The organism is Streptomyces sp. NPDC012510, assembly GCF_042955065.1.
In the GTDB taxonomy this organism is placed as follows: Bacteria; Actinomycetota; Actinomycetes; order Streptomycetales; family Streptomycetaceae; genus Streptomyces.
Genome location: NZ_JBIBEN010000005.1, coordinates 282,068 through 300,471, shown reverse-complemented (window position 1 = coordinate 300,471; position 18,404 = coordinate 282,068). Strand labels below are relative to the sequence as shown.

Sequence of the window (18,404 nt, the reverse complement as noted above, 5' to 3'; positions counted from 1 at the left end):
GCGTGACGTTCCGCCATGTGCCGGACAAGGCCCAGCAACGAGAGCGTCGACGGGGGCATCGACCGCCGCCGGAGCTGCTCGTCCGACAGACCCTCGCACTTCATGGCGAGGGTCGCCCGGTGGTAGTCGAGAAAGGCTCGCAACGTCTCCCGCTCACTCCCGAAGTGGGGCGGCCCCACACGCCTGTCGTCGACCACGCTTCGTCAACCTCTTCCTCAGCCTCGACGCACCTTGTCGAAGAAGGTGCCGATGTCCGTCGCCAGCGCCACCGGCTCGTCCATCCCCACGAAGTGACTCCCGGGGTTCGACTCCGGCCAGTGGACGATTCGATTGTCGCGGAGACGGAGGTGACTCGGAGCCGGCGCCCAGCTCCTTGACGGCGTCCTCGACGGTCGCCCTGTTGGCGGCGTCCGTCGTCTTCTCGCCCTCGGGGGCCTTTAAGACGACCCGGGCGGTGCCGCCGTCGGCACTCATTCCGGGGAAGCGCTCGTCCAGCAGGTCGAACGCCTTCTGCGCCTCGGTGCCGGGGATGGAGAAGGAGGTCGAGCCCGCAGAGGGCGCGGTGGCGGCGCCGACGCCCGCGAGCGTCAGCAGCGCCACCGGAGCAGGGCTGCGCAGTGTCGTCACCGGAAGGCGAAACGGCCCAGGTTGTAGAGGAACGTGGCCACGGGGCGTACTCCCGTTCAGGTCGTGGAGGAGGCAGGAGGGCAGGACGGATCAGCCCGTGCCGGAGGCAGGGAAGGAGAGGGCAGGGGTGATCAGCCCGACGACATGAGCGGTGACGTCAGGTACGGGTTCTTGCCGAGTGCGGGGAACTACTCGGGAGTCGACACACCGAGGGCGGGGAGGACCACGGCGTCGAGGTACGAACGGAGGAAGTCCTGCGTCGGCGGCCGATCGTCGATCATGCCGCGCGCGACGAAGGCACCGACGAACATGTGCAGCACGTACTCGATGGCCGGGTTGTCCGGACGGACCTCACCCCGGTCGACGGCACGCTGCACCACTCGGCGGATCTCCACCGTCTCCGGCTCGATGATCAGCTCACGGAAGGCCTTCAGCAGGTCGGGATTTCCGTGGACCGCCATGGACAGACCCCGCATGAGGGCGTTGTTCTGCTCCATGGTGCAGTCATCGGTACTCATCACCAGGGTGTGCAGATCACTCCGCAGTGACCCGGTGTCGATGTCGGCCATATCGGTGTGCGGCTTGTTGCTCCGCATGGCCTTCGCGACCAGCTCGGCCTTGCCGCCCCACTGGCGGTAGAGCGTGGCCTTGCTGGAGCGGGTGCGGGCGGCCACGGCGTCCATGGTGAGGGCGTCGTAGCCGACCTCCCGGAGCAGGTCGAGGACGGCCGCGTAGAGCTCGGCCTCGCGCTCGGGTGTGAGCCGGCTGCGGCGCGTCGTCGCGGTCTCCGTCATCCGACTCCCCTTGCTCCGGGCTTTTGCGGCTGCACGTTCGAGACGACAAGGCTACCGGCCGTGCGGCATGGCACGGGCTGGTCACCCCACTTCTCGAACGAAACGGTTTCGTACGCTTACGCCGATAGCCTGAGAGTCCGACCCTGCCAACAAAACGAAACGGTTTCGTTCGCGTTCTGGGTCACGTTCCCGTCCGGCGGTCGTCGCACGAGTTGCCAGGGCCTGCGCGGCGGAAAAGCATGGGGAAGGTGAGCGACGACTACGAGAACGCGACCAGCGACGCGCACGAGACCTACGAGACGGCGGCCGGGGCCGAGCAGTCCGCGGCCGGCTACCTCCGTTTCCCCCACCTCAGTGGTGACCGCCTCTGCTTCGTGGCCGAGGACGACTTGTGGCTGGCCCCCCTCGACGGCTCGGGCCGCGCCTGGCGGCTCACCGTCGACCGTACGAAGGTCGTCGGGCCGCGTTTCTCGCCCGACGGGCGGCACATCGCGTTCACGAGCTGGCGCGGCATCGTCCCGGAGATCCATGTCGCCCCGGTGGACGGCGGCCGGCCCGCGCGCCGGCTGACCCACTGGGGCAGCCCCGACACCGAGGTCCGCGGCTGGACGCCCCCGGCCCCCGGCACCGGGGGCCGCTCGGACATCCTGGCCGTCGCCTCGCACGGCGAGCCCTTCTCGCACTTCACCTGGGCCTACAAGGTCGGCCTCGACGGCGACCCCGGCCGCAAGCTCCCGTGGGGCCCCGTCTCCGACATCCAGGTCGCCGAGATCGACGGCGAGCGCCGCACGCTGCTGCTCACCGGGACACCCCCGCACGAACCGGCCTCCTGGAAGCGCTACCGGGGCGGGGCCACGGGCCGGCTGTGGCTGCACGGCGAGCGGCTGCCGGTCGACCTCCACGGGCACCTCCACTCCCCCATGTTCGTGGGCGGCCGGATCGCGTTCCTCTCCGACCACGAGGGCGTCGGCAACCTCTACTCCTGCGCCTACGACGGCTCCGACCTGCGCCGCCACACCGACCACGACGCCTTCTACGCCCGGCACGCGGCGAGCGACGGCGCCCGGGTGGTGTACCAGTGCGCGGGCGACCTGTGGATCGTCGACGGCCTCTCCCCCGACTCCGTTCCGCGCCGGCTCGACGTACGGCTCGGCGGGTCGCTCACCGGGCGGCGGCGGTACCAGGTGCCGGCCGCCCAGCACGTCGACGGCCTCTCGGTCGACGACACGGGCCGGGCCAGCGCGGTCGTCGTACGCGGCAGCCTGTACTGGCTCACGCACCGCGACGGCCCGTCCCGCACCATCGCCGACACCCCGGGCGTCCGGGTCCGACTGCCCGAGATGCTGGGTTCCGGCGGGCAGGTGGCGTACGTGACGGACGCGGACGGCGAGGACGCGATCGAGATCGCCTACCTCCCCCGGGCCACCGGCGACCGCGAGCCCCGCCGCCTCGCCTCCGGCGACCTGGGCCGGGTCCTGGAGCTGGTGGCGGATCCGGAGGGCGAACGCCTCGCCGTCGCGGCGCACGACGGCCGGCTGCTCCTGCTGACGGTGTCCGACACAGCGGCCGCCGCCGCGGGCACCGAGGAGCCGAACGGCGAGGTCACCGAACTCATCACCTCCCTCAACGGGCCCGTCCGCGACCTCGCCTTCTCCCCGGACGGCGCCTGGCTGACCTGGTCCCACCCGGGCATCGGCCGCACACTGCGGCAGATCAAGATGGCCCGGCTGAAGGACCGGCTCATCGTCGACGTCACCAGCGGCCGCTTCGAGGACGAGAACCCCGTGTTCACCAGCGACGGCCGCTACCTCGCCTTCCTCTCCTGGCGCGGCTTCGACCCGGTGTACGACGTCCACACCGGCGGCCTGTCCTTCCCGCTCGGCTGCCGCCCCTACCTGGTCCCGCTCTCCTCAGCCACGCCGTCCCCGTTCGCCCTGAACCCCGACGGCCGCCCGGTCGCCGGGGGCATGGACCCGACCGAGGACGAGGACACCGGCGGGGCGGTGACCGTCGAGACCGAGGGCCTGGAGAACCGGGTCACCCCCTTCCCGGTCGCCGCCTCCAAGTACTCGGCGCTGTACCCGGTCGCGGGCGGCGGCCTCGTCTGGCTGCGCTGGCCGATCTCGGGCGCCCTGGGCGAGACCTTCGCCAACCCGGACGACATGACCGGTCGGCCCACGCTCGAGTACTTCGACATCAGCAAGGCGAAGAAGTCCGAACTCGTCGGCCACCTGGACTGGTTCGCGGTCAGCGGCAACGGCTCACGGCTGGTCGTGGTGGACGAGGGCGATCTACGGGCGGTCCCCGCGACCGAGCCCGGCGACAGCGACTCGACCGTCTGGATCGATTTGCGGCGCGTGCTGCACGAGGTCGACCCGGCGGCGGAGTGGCGCCAGTCGTACGCGGAGGCCGGCCGTCTCATCCGCGCCTACTTCTGGGACCCGAGGATGAGCGGCATCGACTGGGACGGCGTCCTGGACCAGTACCGCCCCCTGGTCGAACGGGTGGCGTCCCCCGACGACTTCGCCGACCTGCTGAGGGAGGTACTGGGCGAACTGGGCACGTCCCACGCGTACGTCTCCCCCGCGCGCCGCAACGAGGGCCCGCGCCACTACCAGCGCCGTCAGGGCCTGCTGGGCGCCAACTTCGTCCGTCGGGACGCCGGCTGGACGATCCGCCGCGTCCTCCCCGGCGACTCGTCCGACTCCAGGGCCCGCTCACCGCTGGCCGGCACGGGCATCCGGGAGGGCGCGGTTCTGACGCACGTCGACGGCCGCCCGGTGGACCCGACGACCGGCCCGTTCCCGCTGCTGGCCGGTGCGGGTGGCTCGACCGTCGAACTGACCTTCGCCCCGGCGGAGGGCAAGGGCCGCGCCCGCCGCGTGGCCGTGGTCCCCCTCATCGACGAACGCCCCCTGCGCTACCAGGACTGGGTCGCCAAACGCCGTGATGTCGTCCGGGAGTTGAGCGGCGGCCACTGCGGCTACCTCCACATCCCGGACATGGGCGGCTCCGGCTGGGCCCAGTTCACCCGCGACCTGCGCATGGAGGTCTCCCGCCCCGCCCTGATCGTCGACGTACGCGGAAACGCGGGCGGCCACATCAGCGAGTTGGTCGTGGAGAAGCTGACCCGCACGATCCTGGGCTGGGACCTGACACGAAACGCCCAGCCGGTGTCGTACGCCTCCAGCGCGCCGCGCGGTCCGGTGGTGGCCCTGGCGGACGAGGCGACGTCCTCCGACGGCGACATGATCACCGCCGCGTTCAAGCTGCTGGGGCTCGGCCCCGTCGTCGGGCTCCGTACCTGGGGCGGAGTCGTCGGGATGACCGGCCGCCACCAGCTCGGCGACGGCACGGTCATCACGGTCCCCATGAACGCGGCCTGGTTCGACGCGTACGGGTGGAGCATCGAGAACCGAGGGGTCACCCCGGACGTGGAGGTCCTCCGCACCCCGCTGGACTGGGCGGAGGGCCGCAACACGCAACTGGGCGCGGCGGTCACGCTGGCGCTGGACCTCCTGAAGTCCCGCCCCCCGGCGGAACCGCCCGACTACACGAACACCCCGAACCGTTCCCGCCCCGCCCTACCGCCGCGCTCCGCTCCGCTCGGTAGCGGGGGCGCCTGAGAGCTCGGGGGGTTCGGTGCATTGGCGGGGTGCGGGCGGTGTGTGGTTGCTCGCGCAGTTCCCCGCGCCCCTACAAAAACGTGGGGCGCCCTCGATCAACAAGGGCGCCCCACGCACGTCGGCCGCTAGGCCGAGCAGAACCCAGCCGAGCAGAACCTAGATGTCGTAGTCCTGCCGCATCCGCTCCTCGGACTCCCGCTGTTCCCGCTCGCGCTCACTCTCCTGCGGACGCCGCTGCGGCTGCCCGTGCTCGCCGGGCCGCTGGGTCGCCCGCTCGCGCTCCTGTCGCCCACGCTCCTCGGGGGAACGCCCGCGTGACTCCTCGGGGGAACGCCCGCGCGACTCCTCCGGCGACTGGCCGGACCTCCGCTTGGCCTGCTGCTTGAGCTGCTCGGCCTTGTCCTGGAACTGGTCCTTCATGCCCATGTGGTTTCACTCCCGTAGTGGGTGAGGGGATCGGGCCTCGACCAGACAAACACGCCCGGACATACAACGCATTTCGATCAGTAACAGTCAGTTATGCGTCCCCTGGTGACCCCACCCGGTCGCCCGCCCCTCGCCGCCGCTCGTCCGCCGCCCCACCGGCCCCCACCAGCCCCGTCGGCACGTCCTTGAGCCTCGACTCGAACCGCCGTACCTCGCGCGGCGCGAACGTCCCGATGAGACCGGGGAGATACCCCCGTACGCCCTGCATCCCGCGCAGCCACCACTGCCCGTACACATGACTGGACCGCCGTTCGATCCCGGCGACGAGCCGGTCGACGGCCGGCCCCAGCGGATAGGTCTTGCCGGCCGGCCACGGCAACCGCTCCCGCAACTCCCGCAGCGCCTCGTCCTTGTCGGCCCCACGCACCATGTCCGTGTCGGTCCAGGACAGATACCCGACCCCGACGCCCACGCCCTGGTGCCCGACCTCGGCCCGCAGACAGTGCGCGTACGCCTCGACGCCCGACTTGGACGCGCAGTACGCCGTCATCATCGGTGCCGGAGTGATCGCCGCGAGGGAGGCGATCTGCAGCAGGTACCCCCGGCTCTCGATCAGCGCGGGCAGGAACGCCCGCCCCGTGACGGCCGATCCGACCAGATTGACCTCGATGACCCGCCGCCAGGACTCCGGATCGGAGGCGACGAACGGTCCGCTGTTGGCGACGCCCGCGTTGGCGACGACGATGTCGACCCGCCCGAACCGTTCCTTCACCTCCGCCGCGACCCGCGTCATGGCCTCGTGGTCGGTGACATCGGCGTGCCAGTACTCTCCCCCACCGCCGTACAGCCGCTCCGACACCCGCTTCAGCTCGTCGGGTTCGAGGCCGACGAGCGCGACCCTCACCCCACGCACCGAGAGTTTGCGCGCGAGGAGTTCCCCCACGCCCCGTGCGGCCCCGGTGACGACCGCGACCCGCCCCTCCAGGATGCTGCCCCTGCTCATGCGCCCGCCTCCTCCAACTCGTCCCGCCCTGTCCGTACGTACGAGGTCACCAGTGCGCGTATGCGGGCGGTGACCGCCTCCGGCGCCTCCACCGGCGCCATGTGGCCGACTCCCGTCAGCTCGCTCACACTCACGCAGTCGGGCAGCGCTGCGGCGAGCGCCCGCGCGTGCACGGGCGGGGTCATCCGGTCCGCCGTGCCCACCACGACGGACGTCGGAACCGTCAACTCCCCGACCCGGTGGTCGAGATCGAGCGTGTCGAGGACATGCGACCAGGCGTGCCGCACCTTGGTCGGGCAGGCGTGCACGATCCGTGCGCACGCCTCGACCATCACCGGCGACGAACCGGGGCCCATCGTCGCGTACTTGAGGATCCGCCGGGCGACCGGTGTGACCGGTCCGAGCGGTGCCCGGGAGCCGAGGATCTTCCGGGTGAGCCAGGAGCGCGCCCGGCCGGGCCGCAGGGGCACGACCAGCGACTCGGGGACCAGTCGCGAACTGCCCGTGCTGCACAGCAGGACCGCCGCCGCGTGCTCCCGCACACCCGGCCGCCCGGCGGCCGCCATCAGAGTCATCCCGCCCATGGAGTGCCCGACCAGTACCGCCTTCTCACCCGGCGCGAGCGTCGCCGCCAGCACCGCCTCCAGATCGTCGGCGAGGACGTCCGCGCTGCACACGGGGGAGGCGGGACTGCGGCCGTGGCCGCGCTGGTCGTAGGCGACGACCCGGTGGTCGGCGCAGAGGTCCCGGATCTGGGCGGCCCAGAACGCGGTCGAGCACGTCCAGCCGTGCACGAGCACCACGACGGGCGCGGCCGGGGCGTCGACGGGGCCGTGCACCTCGACGTGCAGCCGGGCCCCGTCGGCGGACACGGCCGCCAACTCCCGTACGGCGACGGGCGGCGCGTAGGGCCCGTGCTTCACATGCGTCAGTCGGGTCATGCTCCCGCCTCCACCTTCTCCGCGTCGCTCTCGCCCACGGCGCCGGATTCCTCCGTACCTGGGCGGGCTACCCGCAGCACCGCGTACTCACTCAGGTCGACCCGCCGTGTCGCGCTCCGGAACTCGGCCGTCGTCCCCGGCCAGACGGTCGTGTTGCGGCCGTTCACGTCGAGGTACCAGCTCGTGCAGCCGCCGGTGTTCCATACCGTGCGCTCCATGCGCTGCTGGACCCGCTCGTTCCAGGCCCGCACGGCGTCGGGCCGGGCGTCGAGGGCGACCCGGCCGCCCAGCACGTCCAACTGCCGCAGGAAGTCGGCCATGTAGTTGAGCTGGGACTCGATCATCAGGATCATGCTGGAGTTCCCGAGACCCGTGTTGGGGCCGATGATCGTCATCCAGTTCGGGAAGCCGGCGGCACAGGCCCCGCGCAGCGACCGCATCCCGCCGTCCGCCCAGGCCTCCGCGAGGGTGCGTCCGTCGGCGCCCACGACCCGGTCGGCGATGGGCAGGTCGGTGACATGGAACCCGGTGCCGAAGACGATCGCGTCGACCTCGGCCGCGGACCCGTCGGCGGCGATGAGCGTGGAACCGTCGACCTTGGCCAGCCCGGAGGCGACCACGTCGACGTTCGGCCGGGTGAGCGCCGGATAGTAGGTGTTGGACAGCAGGATGCGTTTGCAGCCGATGCGGTAGTCGGGGGTGAGGCGGGCGCGCAGGTCCGGGTCCTTGACCGTCCGCGCCAGATGCCTCCGCGCCACTCCCTCCACCACGCCCAGCGCCTTGGTGTGCTTGGTGAAGGCCTGGACCTGCAGCTCCCGGATGCCCCACAGCACGCCGCGCCGCGCCTGCGCGGTGAAGGGCAACTGCCGGTGCAGCCACCGCTCGACGCCGCCGATGTTCCGGTCCACACGTGGCAGCACCCACGGCGGGGTCCGTTGGAAGAGGGTCAGCCGGCCGACCTCGGGCTGGATCGCCGGCACGATCTGGGCCGCCGACGCACCCGTACCGATCACCGCCACCCGCTTGCCGCGCAGGTCGTAGTCGTGGTCCCAGCGGGCCGAGTGGAAGACCTTGCCGGGGAAGGAGTCGATCCCCGGCAGTTCGGCCTCGGTCGGGACTTTCGGGTCGGAGAGCGGTCCGGTGGCGGAGACGACGACATCGGCGGACAGCCTCCCGCCGCCGGTCTCGATGTCCCAGCACAGCCGCTCCGCGTCCCACCGCAGCATCGTCACCTCGGAGTCGCAGCGGATGTGCGGCCGGAGGCCGAAGACGTCCGCCACATGCTCCAGATAGGCCCGGATGTGCTCCTGCCCGGAGAAGGCGCGCGGCCAGTCGGGGTTGGGCGCGAACGAGAACGAGTAAAGGTGCGACGGCACGTCACAGGCGCACCCGGGGTAAGCGTTGTCACGCCAGGTGCCGCCGACGGAACCGGCACGCTCCAGCACCACGAAGTCGGTGATCCCCTCGCGTCGCAGCCGTACGGCCGCGCCGAGCCCACCGAACCCGGACCCGATCACCGCCACCCGCACGTGCGGCACCCGCTCCCGCCGCTCTTGCCCCTGTTCCCGCTCGGCCATCCCGGTACCTCCACGCCTCACCGCGTGCGCCCATCGCGTGCGCCCATCGCGTTTCGCGCCACATGTTCGCGCCGCATGTTCGCGCCAGTAATCACTGGCGCAGTGGGAGCGTAGGGCAGGACCGTACCGATGGGTAGGGGTCGGACGCTCTGGAGTTACCAGCGGTACGACATAGGCTTCCCGTGTGGCAGAAGACGGCGAGCGACGCGAGTACCGCATGGAGGAGCTGGCCGAGGCGGCCGGCATCACCGTCCGCACCCTCCGCTTCTACCGGGAGCGCAAACTGATCCCGCCACCGCGCCGCGAGGGCCGTATCGCCTGGTACGACGACACGCACCTGGCGCGGCTGCGCACGATCTCGGCCCTCCTCGAACGCGGCCACACCCTGAGCGGCATCGCCGAGCTGGCCGAGGCCTTCGACCAGGGCCGCCAGGTGGGCGAACTCCTCGGTCTCGGCGCCCCCACCGAGGAGGTACCGGTCCGCCTCACCCCCGAGGAACTCGCCGACCACTTCGGCGACCAGGCGACCCCCGAGAACCTCTCCGCCGCTCTCGACCTCGGCTACCTCGCCACCGACGGCGGCGAGATCGTCCACATCAGCCGTCGTCTCCTGGACGTCTCGGCCGCGCTGGTCCGCGAGGGCGTCCCCCTCGCCGACGTCCTCGCCGCCGGCCGCCGCGTCCGCGAACACGCCGAAGCCCTCGCCACCCTCTTCACCGACCTCGTCCTCACCCAGCCGGGCCACACCCCCGACGACCTCAACCGCCTGCGCCCCCTGGCGAAGAGCGTCGCGGAGGCAGAGCTCTCATTGGCTCTGGACCGCCGCTTGAGGCAGCAGCCGTAGAAGGCCGCCGACCAGGGACCTAGGTGGCGGCCCCGCCCTCGACCTGCCGGGCCGGGCGAGGCATCCGGGCAATACACCGATCCCCTCGCCCGAACCGGTCACATCTCGAAAACCACGGTCACGGGAGCATGGTCCGACCAGCGCTCCGCATGGCTGGCGGCCCGCTCCACATACCCCTTGACGGCGCGTTGAGCGAGCCCACGAGTGGCGACGGCGAGGTCGATCCTCCATCCCGAATCGTTATCGAAGGCCCGCCCCCGGTACGACCACCAGGTGTAGGGACCTTCGACGTCCGGATGCAGGGCGCGCAGGACATCGACGTACGCCCCGTCCGCCTCGTCAAACACCTGCCCGAGCCACGCCCGCTCCTCCGGCAGGAACCCGGAGTTCTTCTGGTTGCTCCGCCAGTTCTTGAGGTCGGCCCGCTGGTGGGCGATGTTCCAGTCGCCGCAGACCACGACCTCACGGCCCTCGGCGGCGGCCCGTTCCCGCAGCTCCTTCAGATAGGGGAGGAACTCCCCCATGAACCTCACCTTCTCGTCCTGCCGCTCGGTCCCGACCTCACCGGAGGGCAGATACAGGCTCGCCACGGTGACCCCGGGCAGGTCCGCCTCGACATACCGGCCACTGGCGTCGAACTCGGCCGACCCGAACCCGATACGGACCCGGTCGGGCTCGCGACGACTGTAGAGCGACACCCCCGCGCGCCCCTTGGCCACGGCGGGCGCATGCACGACGTGCCACCCGTCGGGCTGCCGCACCCCCTCCGGCAGTTGCTCCGGCTCGGCCCGCACCTCTTGCAGGCACACCACATCCGCCGAGGTCCCGCCGAGCCACTCCACGAAACCCTTCTTCGCGGCGGCCCGCAGCCCGTTCACATTCACCGAGGTCACAGTCAGCACCCGGGCACGATACCCGCACCTTGGACACAGTCCAGATTCCGACGAGGATCAGAAAAATCACACAGGCAACGGTGCATAGATGTACGATGCATGGCATGCTTATCCGTCGCGCACCCTTCGACCACCCCGACGCCGCCAAGCTCAACGAAAAGGTCCAGGCCGAGTACAGCATCCGCTACGGCGACGACGGCGACGCCACCTTCATGGACCCGGCGCACTTCGTACCGCCGGCGGGGCTGTACCTGATCGCCTACGACGAGCACGACAGGCCCGTCGCCACGGGCGGCTGGCGCTCCCAGGACACCAATGACGAGGGGTACCAGGACGGAGACGCCGAGATCAAGCGTATGTACGTCATCCCCGAGGCCCGCGGCCTGGGCCTGGCCCGCCGCATCCTCACCGAACTGGAGTCGGACGCCAAGGCCTCGGGCCGCACCCGCATGGTCCTCGAAACCGGCACCAAGCAGCCCGAGGCCGTGGCTCTCTACACCTCCAGCGGCTACGAACCCTGCGTCAAGTTCGGCTACTACCGCTTCCACGAACTGAGCCTGTGCTTCGCGAAGCCGCTCCGCCGCTCCTGACCCGGGCCCACAAATCCTGGTGCTCGCAACGGTGTCGGCGGCCTAGCGTGTGCTCGTGACGAAGAACCACCGTGTGCGCCGTCTCGTCGTGGGCGACACCACCTGGCACTGGACGGTCCGCCAACTCCTCCACTCCCGACCTCGCTCGACCGGGAGGGGCCCCCATCGCGTCGCCCACGACCACTGCCGTCTCAAGCTGTCCCTGTACCCGGACGGCCCCCGAGGCCGCCGCCTGGTCCTCCTCTTCGGTCCGGCCGAGAACCGCGCCGTCTCCAACTGCTACTTCGACTCCGGCGACCTCGTCCGTCTCTCGGACCACACCTACCTCAACCTCCACGAGCCCGGTACGGTCCGCCGCCTCCTGGACGCCGCCGCCCCGGCCCTGGCCCTCCACCCGACGTCCCAGACGGTCGAACTGGACGGCTGGCCATACTTCGACGCGATCACGGAACCACCCACAGCGGACTGAGACGCGCTATCCATGTCGTCGATCCGGCCCACCACTCGCACCTCGAAAACGACCAGAGGCTCGCTCGCCGAACGGGAAGCGAGCCTCTGTGATGCGTGGGGTGTTCACGAGTTGGGGTGACGTGCGACGACGCGAGGCCCTGGAGATCGTTCTCCGTGTTTTCCGTGGCGATGGCCTCGAACGCCGCAGTCTCGTCGGTGTGTTCACCGGCCGGGTGCTGCAGCAGGATGCCGTGCACCCCGGGGTCCTGGGACGGGGTGGCGAGCGCGTCGACCAGTTGGCGCCGTGAGATCTCTACCAGCGCACAGGCGCCCAACTCACCAACGCCGTCTTCGATAACGCCGATCCCCAGCCACCGGCATGGCCCGAGACGGAACCACCCGCGCATGCCGGACAGCCACCGCCATCCCCCACAAATCGCCGAGCGGGAAGAAGAACACAGAACTGCAGCCGGCCCCGGCCCCCCGGGGCCGGCTGTGATGCACGCAACGAGCCGAGACGGAGCGGCGACACGGCCGCTATCGATCACTCCGAACAGGCTCGAACACACTCCAGAAACGACGAAGATCCCGCACGATCATCATGATCGCCGGGATCTCGCCAACCGCCCTTGAGCGAACTCAAGAACGATCGTGCGTGGACCTGTGGGGATTTGAACCCCAGACCCCCTCGATGCGAACGAGGTGCGCTACCGGACTGCGCCACAGGCCCTTGCAACGAGTGAAACTCTAGCATCCCCATCGCGGTGCTTGGAAATCCGTTCCGGAGAGGCCGCCGGGCGGTCTGCGACCGGCTCGTGGCTGGTCAGCGGAGTGGGAGAGCCGAGGGGGCGAGGGTCACTCGTTGGCCGCTCGGGGGCAGTCGCGTCACTCGTTGGCCGCTCGGGGGCAGTCGCGTCACTCGTTGGCCGCTCGGGGGCAGTCGCGTCACTCGTTGGCCGCTCGGGGGCGGTCGCGTCACTCGTTGGCCGCTCGGGGGCGGTCGCCGTCCTCGTACTGGTCGAAGAGCGGCGTGCGCCCCCGCTCGCGGGAGCGGCGCGCGGACGCGGCCCGGCGGGCGTCGGAACGGCCGCCGCCGGGAGCGTCGGCCGGGTCCTCGACACCGGAGCCCTCCGCTCGCCCCTCGGCGCACTCCGCTTCCGGCTCACGCCCGGAGGTGCCGGCGGGGTTCGAGGGGGCGCCCGACGAGCCGTGCGGGTCGGCCGCGCTGGAGCGCGCGGAGCTCCACGCGTCCGGTGCTCCGAGGTCGACCCCGGACGTGGCCCGGGGTGCCACCGGCGCGGTGACATACGTCGGAAGCGGCACCGGGACCGGGTCCCAACTGTCGCCCTGGCCGGGCCGCCGCTGCCGCTCGCGCTGCTGGTCGACCCATTCGGCGTGGTCGGTCTGCTCGACGAGGGCCCGCCGGTCGGCGGCGAGCGCGGTCAGCTCGGCCCGGGCCTCCTCGTTCTCTGGCCCGTCCTCCGGCTCGTCGGGGTCCACCGGGTCCGGCATCGGCCGCCGCCGCTGGGGTTGCCGCTCCCGCAGCCGCTGCGCCGCCGCCTCGGCCTGCCGCCGGTCCATCGTGTACGCGAACCGCTTGCGCTCCTGGCGGCGCAGATGCGCGATGTAGGTGCTGAGCAGGACCGCCGGTACGGCCGGCGCCCAGAGGAAGGCGAGTCCGCCGACCGCCGCGACGACGGCGCCCAGCGTGAAGGCGAGGAAGAGCATCACCGTCGTACGCCGCCGGCGCGCGAGGACCTTCGAGCGCCGGGCGCGCGCCATGGCCTCTGCCGAGTCGTCCCGGCGTGCGCCCGCCGTCCGGTTGCCCGGACGCTTGTCACGCGTGGGGGTGGGCACTGCGGCCGACCCCTGCTCGGCCGGCGGCCGGCCGCCCTGCTGGGGCACCGGCTTCGCCTGCGCCACCGGTTTCCCGGACTCCTGCGACGAAGGCTGGGCCTGCTGCGCCGACTCACCCCGCTCCACCGGCAGTTGCGCCTTCGTGTGCTCCCGGTACGGGGGCATGGCGAAGGCCCGGACGTCCACCGAGTCGGTGACGTCGTCCGGTTCGGCGCTGGGCTCCCCCTCTTCGGTGGAGCGCGCCCGGTCCTTGGCGTATCGGCGCTCCATCCCCGCCCGGCCGGAAAGCAGCCGGATGGCGGTGCTGAAGCGTTCCGTCGGACGGGCTTCGTTCAGCTCGTCCTGCCTACGGAGCCACATCGGCACCAAGTAGGCGGCCCAGGCCCCGACGATGACTGCGTAGATGAGGCCGCTGCTGCTCACGCCTCACACGGTAGAGGGGTTTGCGTGAGGCCATCCGCCAATTGAGCCGGTGTGTCGCACGATCTGGCTGATATTTCGAGCTTTTTTTGTGACCGATCCGATCAGCGGGCCGCCGAGAGCGCGAAATTAACGTGCCGAGAACGCCGTGACTCGTTCAACTCGATCGTCGGGCGATCGTCGCCAGGCGGCCTTTTTTCGAACACTTATTTTATTTATGGGGACAGGCCGTGCTGGCCCTGCTGGCCGCGCCGCCCTGATTCACCCGCGTCGGAACCCGCGTTCCGTGCCCCCCGTGCCCCCCGTGCCCGTTCCCGCTGCCAGCGGCCGAGCAGGCCCTCGGGAACCTCTTCGGCGGTGAGGGCGAAGACAAGATGGTCACGCCAGGCACCGTCGATGTGAAGATATCGTGGACGAAGGCCTTCCTCGCGGAATCCGAGTTTCTCCACGACCCGGCGGCTGGGCCGATTCTCCGGGCGAATACAGACCTCGATGCGGTGCAGTCCGACGGCCCGGAAGCAGTGGTCCACGACGAGCGCCACGGCCGTCGGCATCACTCCCCGCCCGGCGACCGACTCGTCGACCCAGTAGCCGACATGACCGGAGCACATCGAGCCCCAAGTGATCCCCGCGACCGTCAACTGTCCGACCAGCCGCCCCTGATACTCGATGACGAAGGGCAGCATCCGGCCCGCGTTCGCCTCCGCCCGCAGATGGCGAACCATCTGACGGTACGTCGGCCGGTGCGCGATGGGTCCACTGGGCGTGGGCGGCGGAATGGTCGCCTCCCAGGGCCGTAGCCAGTCCCGGTTGCGCCGGTTGACTTCACGCCAGACCCGCTGGTCACGCATCCTTATGGGTCGGAGGACGACATCGCCGTCCACCAACACCACGGGCCAGGACGGGGTGTTCAGCTCGCACCCCCTCGGCCAGGTCTGGAGGGGGCCTCCTCGGCCGGGGAGCTCTCGCCGCCGCCGGTCGGCCCCGGGTGGTCCCCGCCGCGGATCTGGTCGACGGCGTGGGTGAGCAGGGGTTCCAGGACCGCCAGACCGTCCCGTACACCGCCGGTGGAGCCCGGCAGGTTGACGATCAGTGTGCGGCCCGCGACTCCGGCCAGGCCCCGGGAGAGGGCGGCCGTCGGCACCTTGTCCCGGCCGTACGCCCTGATCGCCTCGGGAATGCCGGGCACCTCGTGATCGAGGACCGCACGGGTCGCCTCGGGGGTGCGGTCGGTGGGGGAGATACCGGTTCCACCGGTCGTCACGATCACGTCGTACCCGGCGTCGACGCCCGCTCGCAGCGCGGCCCGAACGGGGTCGCCGTCGGGCACCACCTGCGGACCCTCGACGGTGAAGCCGAACGCCGTGAGCCCCGCGGCGATCAAGGGACCGCCCTTGTCCTCGTAGATCCCGGCGGCGGCGCGGTTGGAGGCGGTGACGACCAGCGCGCGGTACGGCGACGCGGCGGGGGCGCCCCCGGGCTCTCCGGTCGACGACGGCGGTGCGCTTGTCATGGCCGGCTCCAGTCGCCGGACTTACCGCCTGTCTTCTCCTCCACGCGGACATCCGTGATGACCGCGCCCTTGTCGACCGCCTTCACCATGTCGATCACCGTGAGGGCGGCGACGGAGACCGCGGTGAGGGCCTCCATCTCGACGCCCGTACGGTCGGCGGTCTTCACGGTGGCAAGGATCTCGACGGCGTCGTCCGCGACGGACAGGTCCACCTTGACGCCGGACACCGCCAGCGGGTGGCAGAGCGGGATGAGGTCGGGGGTGCGTTTGGCGCCCATGATCCCGGCGATGCGCGCGGTGGCGAGGGCGTCGCCCTTGGGCACTCCCTCACCGCGCAGCAGCTCGACCACCTTCGGCGAGACCAGGACCCGACCGCTGGCGCGGGCGGTGCGGGCGGTCACGTCCTTCCCGGAGACGTCGACCATGCGGGCGGCACCCGCCTCGTCGATATGTGTCAGTCGGTCCTGCGGCGTACTCATGGTGGTGTGGCGCTCCCGGTCGGTGCCCGTCGCGGTGCGGCGCGCGGCCTGTTGTGCGCGACACGGTACGCCACCCCCGGACGTTCAGCCGAGCAGGATCACCTCGACCTCCGTGCCGGGCTCCACCGACTCGGCGTGCTCGGGGATCACGATCAGCGCGTCGGCATGCGCGAGGGCCGCGACGAGGTGCGATCCGGCGCCTCCGACGGGGGTGACCCGGCCGTCCGTGTACGTCCCTCGCAGGTACTGCCGGCGCCCGGCGGGCGAGGTCAGCGCCTTGGGGGCCTGGAGGGTCGCCGTGGTCGTCGGCCGGTGGACGTCGGTGAGGCCCATCAGGGTACGGATGGCGGGCCGGACGAACAGTTCGAAGGACACGTACGACGACACCGGGTTGCCCGGAAGGGCCAGCAGCGGGATGTGGTCGGGGCCGATGGTGCCGAAGCCCTGGGGCTTTCCGGGCTGCATGGCGAGCTTGCGGAAGTCGATGCCGGCGCCTTCCTCGTCCTCGTCACCGACGGACTCCAGGGCCTCCTTGACGACGTCGTACGCGCCCACGCTCACGCCTCCGGTGGTGACCATCAGGTCGGCGCGGACGAGCTGGTCGTCGATGGTGGAGCGCAGGGTCTCGGCGTCGTCGGCGACGGCACCCACGCGGTAGGCGATCGCGCCCGCGTCCCGGGCTGCGGCGGTGAGGGCGAAGCTGTTGGAGTCGTAGATCTGGCCGGTGGCCAAGTGTCCGCCCGGCGGGATCAGTTCACTACCGGTGGAGAGCACCACCACGCGCGGGCGCGGGCGCACCCGGACCGTGGCCCGGCCGATGGCGGCCAACAGCCCGAGCTGGGGCGGGCCGAGGACCGTGCCGGCGGCCAGGGCGCGCTCGCCGGCCTTCACGTCGCTGCCCTTCGCGCGCACGTGTGCGCGGGCCTCGACGGCGCGGTGCACGGCGACCTGGCCGCCGGCGCCCTCGGGGCTCGCGCTGCGGGCGCGCATCCCGGAGACGGGTCCCTCGCCGAGGCCGCCGTCGGTCCACTCCACCGGGACGACCGTCTCCGCGCCGGGCGGCAGCGGGGCGCCGGTCATGATGCGGGCGGCCTCGCCGGGGCCCACCCGGGGCTGCTCGGCCTGGCCCGCCGCCACGTCCCCGATCACCGTGAGCACCGCCGGGAACTCCTCGTTGGCGCCCGCGATGTCCGCGACCCGCACCGCGTACCCGTCCATCGAGCTGTTGTCGAACGGCGGCAGCGAGACCGGCACCGTGACGTCCTCGACCAGGACACAGCCCTGGGCGTCGAGGAGCTGCAGCTCGATGGGTTCCAGGGGGCGGACGGTGGCGAGGATGTCCTCCAGGTGCTCGGTCACCGACCAGAGGTGGCCCGGTCCGGTGGTGCGGGTCGCGGCGGTGCTCAATGTGGCTACATCTCCTCGGCTACATAACTGCGAAGCCAGGTCCGGAAGTCCGGGCCCAGGTCTTCACGTTCGCATGCGAGTCTGACAATGGCACGCAGGTAGTCGCCACGGTCGCCGGTGTCATAGCGGCGGCCCTTGAAGACAACGCCGTGCACGGGGCCGCCGACCTTCTCGTCCGCGGCGAGTTGCTGCAGGGCGTCGGTGATCTGGATCTCGCCGCCGCGGCCCGGCTCGGTCCGGCGCAGTACGTCGAAGATCTGCGGGGCGAGGACATAGCGGCCGATGACCGCGTAGCTCGACGGGGCGTCGGCCGGGTCCGGCTTCTCGACCAGGTCGGTGACCTTCACGACGTCGGCGTCGTCGGTGGGTTCCACGGCCGCGCATCCGTAGAGGTGGATCTGCTCGGGGGCGACCTCCATGAGCGCGATCACGCTGCCGCCGTTGTCCTCCTGGATCTCGATCATGCGCTGCAGAAGCGGGTCGCGCGGGTCGATCAGGTCGTCGCCGAGGAGGACCGCGAAGGGTTCGTCACCCACGTGCGGGGCGGCGCACAGGACGGCGTGGCCCAGGCCCCTGGGGTCGCCCTGGCGGACGTAGTGGATGGTCGCGAGGTCGCTGGACTCCTGGACCTTGGCGAGCCGCCCGGCGTCGCCCTTCTTCTGGAGGGCCGACTCCAGCTCGTAGTTCCGGTCGAAGTGGTCCTCAAGGGGGCGCTTGTTGCGACCGGTGATCATCAGGACGTCGTCGAGCCCCGCCGTCACGGCCTCTTCGACCACGTACTGGATCGCCGGCTTGTCCACGACCGGCAGCATCTCCTTGGGAGTCGCTTTGGTGGCCGGCAGGAACCGGGTTCCCAGACCCGCGGCGGGGATGACAGCCTTGCTGATCCTGGGGTTCGCCTCACTCATGCGCCGAACCCTATCCGGTGCCTTTGTGAGGAATCTGTGGCTCCGATGG

17 protein-coding genes, 1 tRNA gene and 2 pseudogenes are annotated in these 18,404 nt (G+C 71.2%); 5 read left to right on the top strand and 15 right to left on the bottom strand.

The genetic code is table 11. The features are described from left to right. Positions 1-8: 8 nt before the first annotated feature. From ACFY9I_RS11690 to ACFY9I_RS11680, 3 genes and pseudogenes are all read right to left on the bottom strand, one after another. Positions 9-197: pseudogene (locus tag ACFY9I_RS11690) on the bottom strand (DUF664 domain-containing protein); the annotation flags it as partial. A gap of 154 nt (positions 198-351) precedes the next feature. Further along, a pseudogene (locus ACFY9I_RS11685) lies at positions 352-608 on the bottom strand (MMPL family transporter); the annotation flags it as partial. Positions 609-815: 207 nt separating this feature from the next. Then, positions 816-1,421, bottom strand: coding sequence for a TetR/AcrR family transcriptional regulator C-terminal ligand-binding domain-containing protein (locus tag ACFY9I_RS11680; protein ID WP_390999918.1), 606 nt, complete (start codon positions 1,419-1,421; stop codon positions 816-818). Between the two features lie 239 nt (positions 1,422-1,660). Here ACFY9I_RS11680 and ACFY9I_RS11675 point away from each other — a divergent pair, with 239 nt between their 5' ends. Then, on the top strand, positions 1,661-5,047 hold the full coding sequence (locus tag ACFY9I_RS11675) for a S41 family peptidase (protein WP_390999915.1): 3,387 nt from the start codon (positions 1,661-1,663) through the stop codon (positions 5,045-5,047). A gap of 156 nt (positions 5,048-5,203) precedes the next feature. On the opposite strand, the gene ACFY9I_RS11670 is transcribed toward ACFY9I_RS11675, so the two are convergent. The 4 genes from ACFY9I_RS11670 to ACFY9I_RS11655 form a co-directional block, all read right to left on the bottom strand. Beyond that, positions 5,204-5,473, bottom strand: a complete 270-nt coding sequence (locus tag ACFY9I_RS11670; protein WP_390999912.1) for a hypothetical protein — start codon at positions 5,471-5,473, stop codon at positions 5,204-5,206. A 91-nt stretch (positions 5,474-5,564) separates the two neighbouring features. Beyond that, positions 5,565-6,476 (bottom strand): short-chain dehydrogenase/reductase, encoded by a 912-nt coding sequence (locus tag ACFY9I_RS11665; protein ID WP_390999910.1) that lies wholly within the window; start codon positions 6,474-6,476, stop codon positions 5,565-5,567. Continuing rightward, complete coding sequence (locus tag ACFY9I_RS11660) at positions 6,473-7,417, bottom strand: alpha/beta fold hydrolase (protein WP_390999907.1); 945 nt, start codon at positions 7,415-7,417, stop codon at positions 6,473-6,475. Before ACFY9I_RS11660 ends, ACFY9I_RS11665 begins: the two co-directional genes overlap by 4 nt. Continuing rightward, entirely contained in the window at positions 7,414-8,994 is a 1,581-nt protein-coding gene (locus ACFY9I_RS11655; protein ID WP_390999905.1) for an NAD(P)-binding domain-containing protein, read from the bottom strand. The genes ACFY9I_RS11660 and ACFY9I_RS11655 overlap by 4 nt, the downstream gene beginning before the upstream one ends. A 184-nt stretch (positions 8,995-9,178) precedes the next feature. On the opposite strand from ACFY9I_RS11655, the gene ACFY9I_RS11650 reads away from it, so the two are divergent. Then, on the top strand, positions 9,179-9,838 hold the full coding sequence (locus ACFY9I_RS11650; protein ID WP_390999902.1) for a MerR family transcriptional regulator: 660 nt from the start codon (positions 9,179-9,181) through the stop codon (positions 9,836-9,838). A 98-nt stretch (positions 9,839-9,936) separates the two neighbouring features. Here the strand turns inward: ACFY9I_RS11650 and ACFY9I_RS11645 are convergent, their stop codons facing one another. Further along, on the bottom strand, positions 9,937-10,740 hold the full coding sequence (locus ACFY9I_RS11645) for an exodeoxyribonuclease III (protein ID WP_390999900.1): 804 nt from the start codon (positions 10,738-10,740) through the stop codon (positions 9,937-9,939). A gap of 95 nt (positions 10,741-10,835) precedes the next feature. On the opposite strand from ACFY9I_RS11645, the gene ACFY9I_RS11640 reads away from it, so the two are divergent. The 3 genes from ACFY9I_RS11640 (at position 10,836) to ACFY9I_RS11630 (ending at position 12,079) form a co-directional block, all read left to right on the top strand. Next, positions 10,836-11,321, top strand: coding sequence for a GNAT family N-acetyltransferase (locus ACFY9I_RS11640; RefSeq protein WP_390999897.1), 486 nt, complete (start codon positions 10,836-10,838; stop codon positions 11,319-11,321). A 55-nt stretch (positions 11,322-11,376) separates the two neighbouring features. Continuing rightward, entirely contained in the window at positions 11,377-11,790 is a 414-nt protein-coding gene (locus ACFY9I_RS11635; RefSeq protein WP_390999894.1) for a hypothetical protein, read from the top strand. 121 nt (positions 11,791-11,911) lie between these two features. Continuing rightward, positions 11,912-12,079 (top strand): hypothetical protein, encoded by a 168-nt coding sequence (locus ACFY9I_RS11630; protein WP_390999891.1) that lies wholly within the window; start codon positions 11,912-11,914, stop codon positions 12,077-12,079. A 348-nt stretch (positions 12,080-12,427) separates the two neighbouring features. Here ACFY9I_RS11630 and ACFY9I_RS11625 read toward each other — a convergent pair. The 7 genes from ACFY9I_RS11625 to galU form a co-directional block, all read right to left on the bottom strand. Beyond that, positions 12,428-12,501 (bottom strand) — tRNA-Ala (locus tag ACFY9I_RS11625). Between the two features lie 245 nt (positions 12,502-12,746). Beyond that, entirely contained in the window at positions 12,747-14,051 is a 1,305-nt protein-coding gene (gene glpR / locus ACFY9I_RS11620; RefSeq protein ID WP_390999889.1) for a gephyrin-like molybdotransferase receptor GlpR, read from the bottom strand. A 212-nt stretch (positions 14,052-14,263) separates the two neighbouring features. After that, positions 14,264-14,938: a GNAT family N-acetyltransferase gene (locus ACFY9I_RS11615; protein WP_391000389.1), complete on the bottom strand. Its 675-nt coding sequence runs from the start codon at positions 14,936-14,938 to the stop codon at positions 14,264-14,266. Between the two features lie 20 nt (positions 14,939-14,958). Beyond that, positions 14,959-15,561, bottom strand: a complete 603-nt coding sequence (locus ACFY9I_RS11610; protein WP_390999886.1) for a molybdenum cofactor synthesis domain-containing protein — start codon at positions 15,559-15,561, stop codon at positions 14,959-14,961. Beyond that, positions 15,558-16,040 (bottom strand): cyclic pyranopterin monophosphate synthase MoaC, encoded by a 483-nt coding sequence (gene moaC, locus ACFY9I_RS11605; RefSeq protein ID WP_390999883.1) that lies wholly within the window; start codon positions 16,038-16,040, stop codon positions 15,558-15,560. The genes ACFY9I_RS11610 and moaC overlap by 4 nt, the downstream gene beginning before the upstream one ends. 84 nt (positions 16,041-16,124) lie before the next feature. Beyond that, the gene (gene glp / locus ACFY9I_RS11600; RefSeq protein WP_390999880.1) at positions 16,125-17,447 is read right to left on the bottom strand and encodes a gephyrin-like molybdotransferase Glp; all 1,323 of its coding nucleotides are present in this window, start codon (positions 17,445-17,447) and stop codon (positions 16,125-16,127) included. Between the two features lie 5 nt (positions 17,448-17,452). Next, positions 17,453-18,355, bottom strand: coding sequence for a UTP--glucose-1-phosphate uridylyltransferase GalU (gene galU / locus ACFY9I_RS11595; RefSeq protein WP_390999878.1), 903 nt, complete (start codon positions 18,353-18,355; stop codon positions 17,453-17,455). Between the last annotated feature and the right edge of the window lie 49 nt (positions 18,356-18,404).

Bases quoted from the DNA above. Each gene is read 5' to 3' on its own strand.
- ACFY9I_RS11680 (WP_390999918.1), bottom strand. From the start codon at position 1,421: ATGACGGAGACCGCGACGACGCGCCGCAGCCGGCTCACACCCGAGCGC.
- ACFY9I_RS11670 (WP_390999912.1), bottom strand. From the start codon at position 5,473: ATGGGCATGAAGGACCAGTTCCAGGACAAGGCCGAGCAGCTCAAGCAG.
- ACFY9I_RS11675 (WP_390999915.1), top strand. From the start codon at position 1,661: ATGGGGAAGGTGAGCGACGACTACGAGAACGCGACCAGCGACGCGCAC.
- ACFY9I_RS11655 (WP_390999905.1), bottom strand. From the start codon at position 8,994: ATGGCCGAGCGGGAACAGGGGCAAGAGCGGCGGGAGCGGGTGCCGCAC.
- ACFY9I_RS11640 (WP_390999897.1), top strand. From the start codon at position 10,836: ATGCTTATCCGTCGCGCACCCTTCGACCACCCCGACGCCGCCAAGCTC.
- ACFY9I_RS11665 (WP_390999910.1), bottom strand. From the start codon at position 6,476: ATGAGCAGGGGCAGCATCCTGGAGGGGCGGGTCGCGGTCGTCACCGGG.
- galU (WP_390999878.1), bottom strand. From the start codon at position 18,355: ATGAGTGAGGCGAACCCCAGGATCAGCAAGGCTGTCATCCCCGCCGCG.
- ACFY9I_RS11610 (WP_390999886.1), bottom strand. From the start codon at position 15,561: ATGACAAGCGCACCGCCGTCGTCGACCGGAGAGCCCGGGGGCGCCCCC.
- ACFY9I_RS11660 (WP_390999907.1), bottom strand. From the start codon at position 7,417: ATGACCCGACTGACGCATGTGAAGCACGGGCCCTACGCGCCGCCCGTC.
- moaC (WP_390999883.1), bottom strand. From the start codon at position 16,040: ATGAGTACGCCGCAGGACCGACTGACACATATCGACGAGGCGGGTGCC.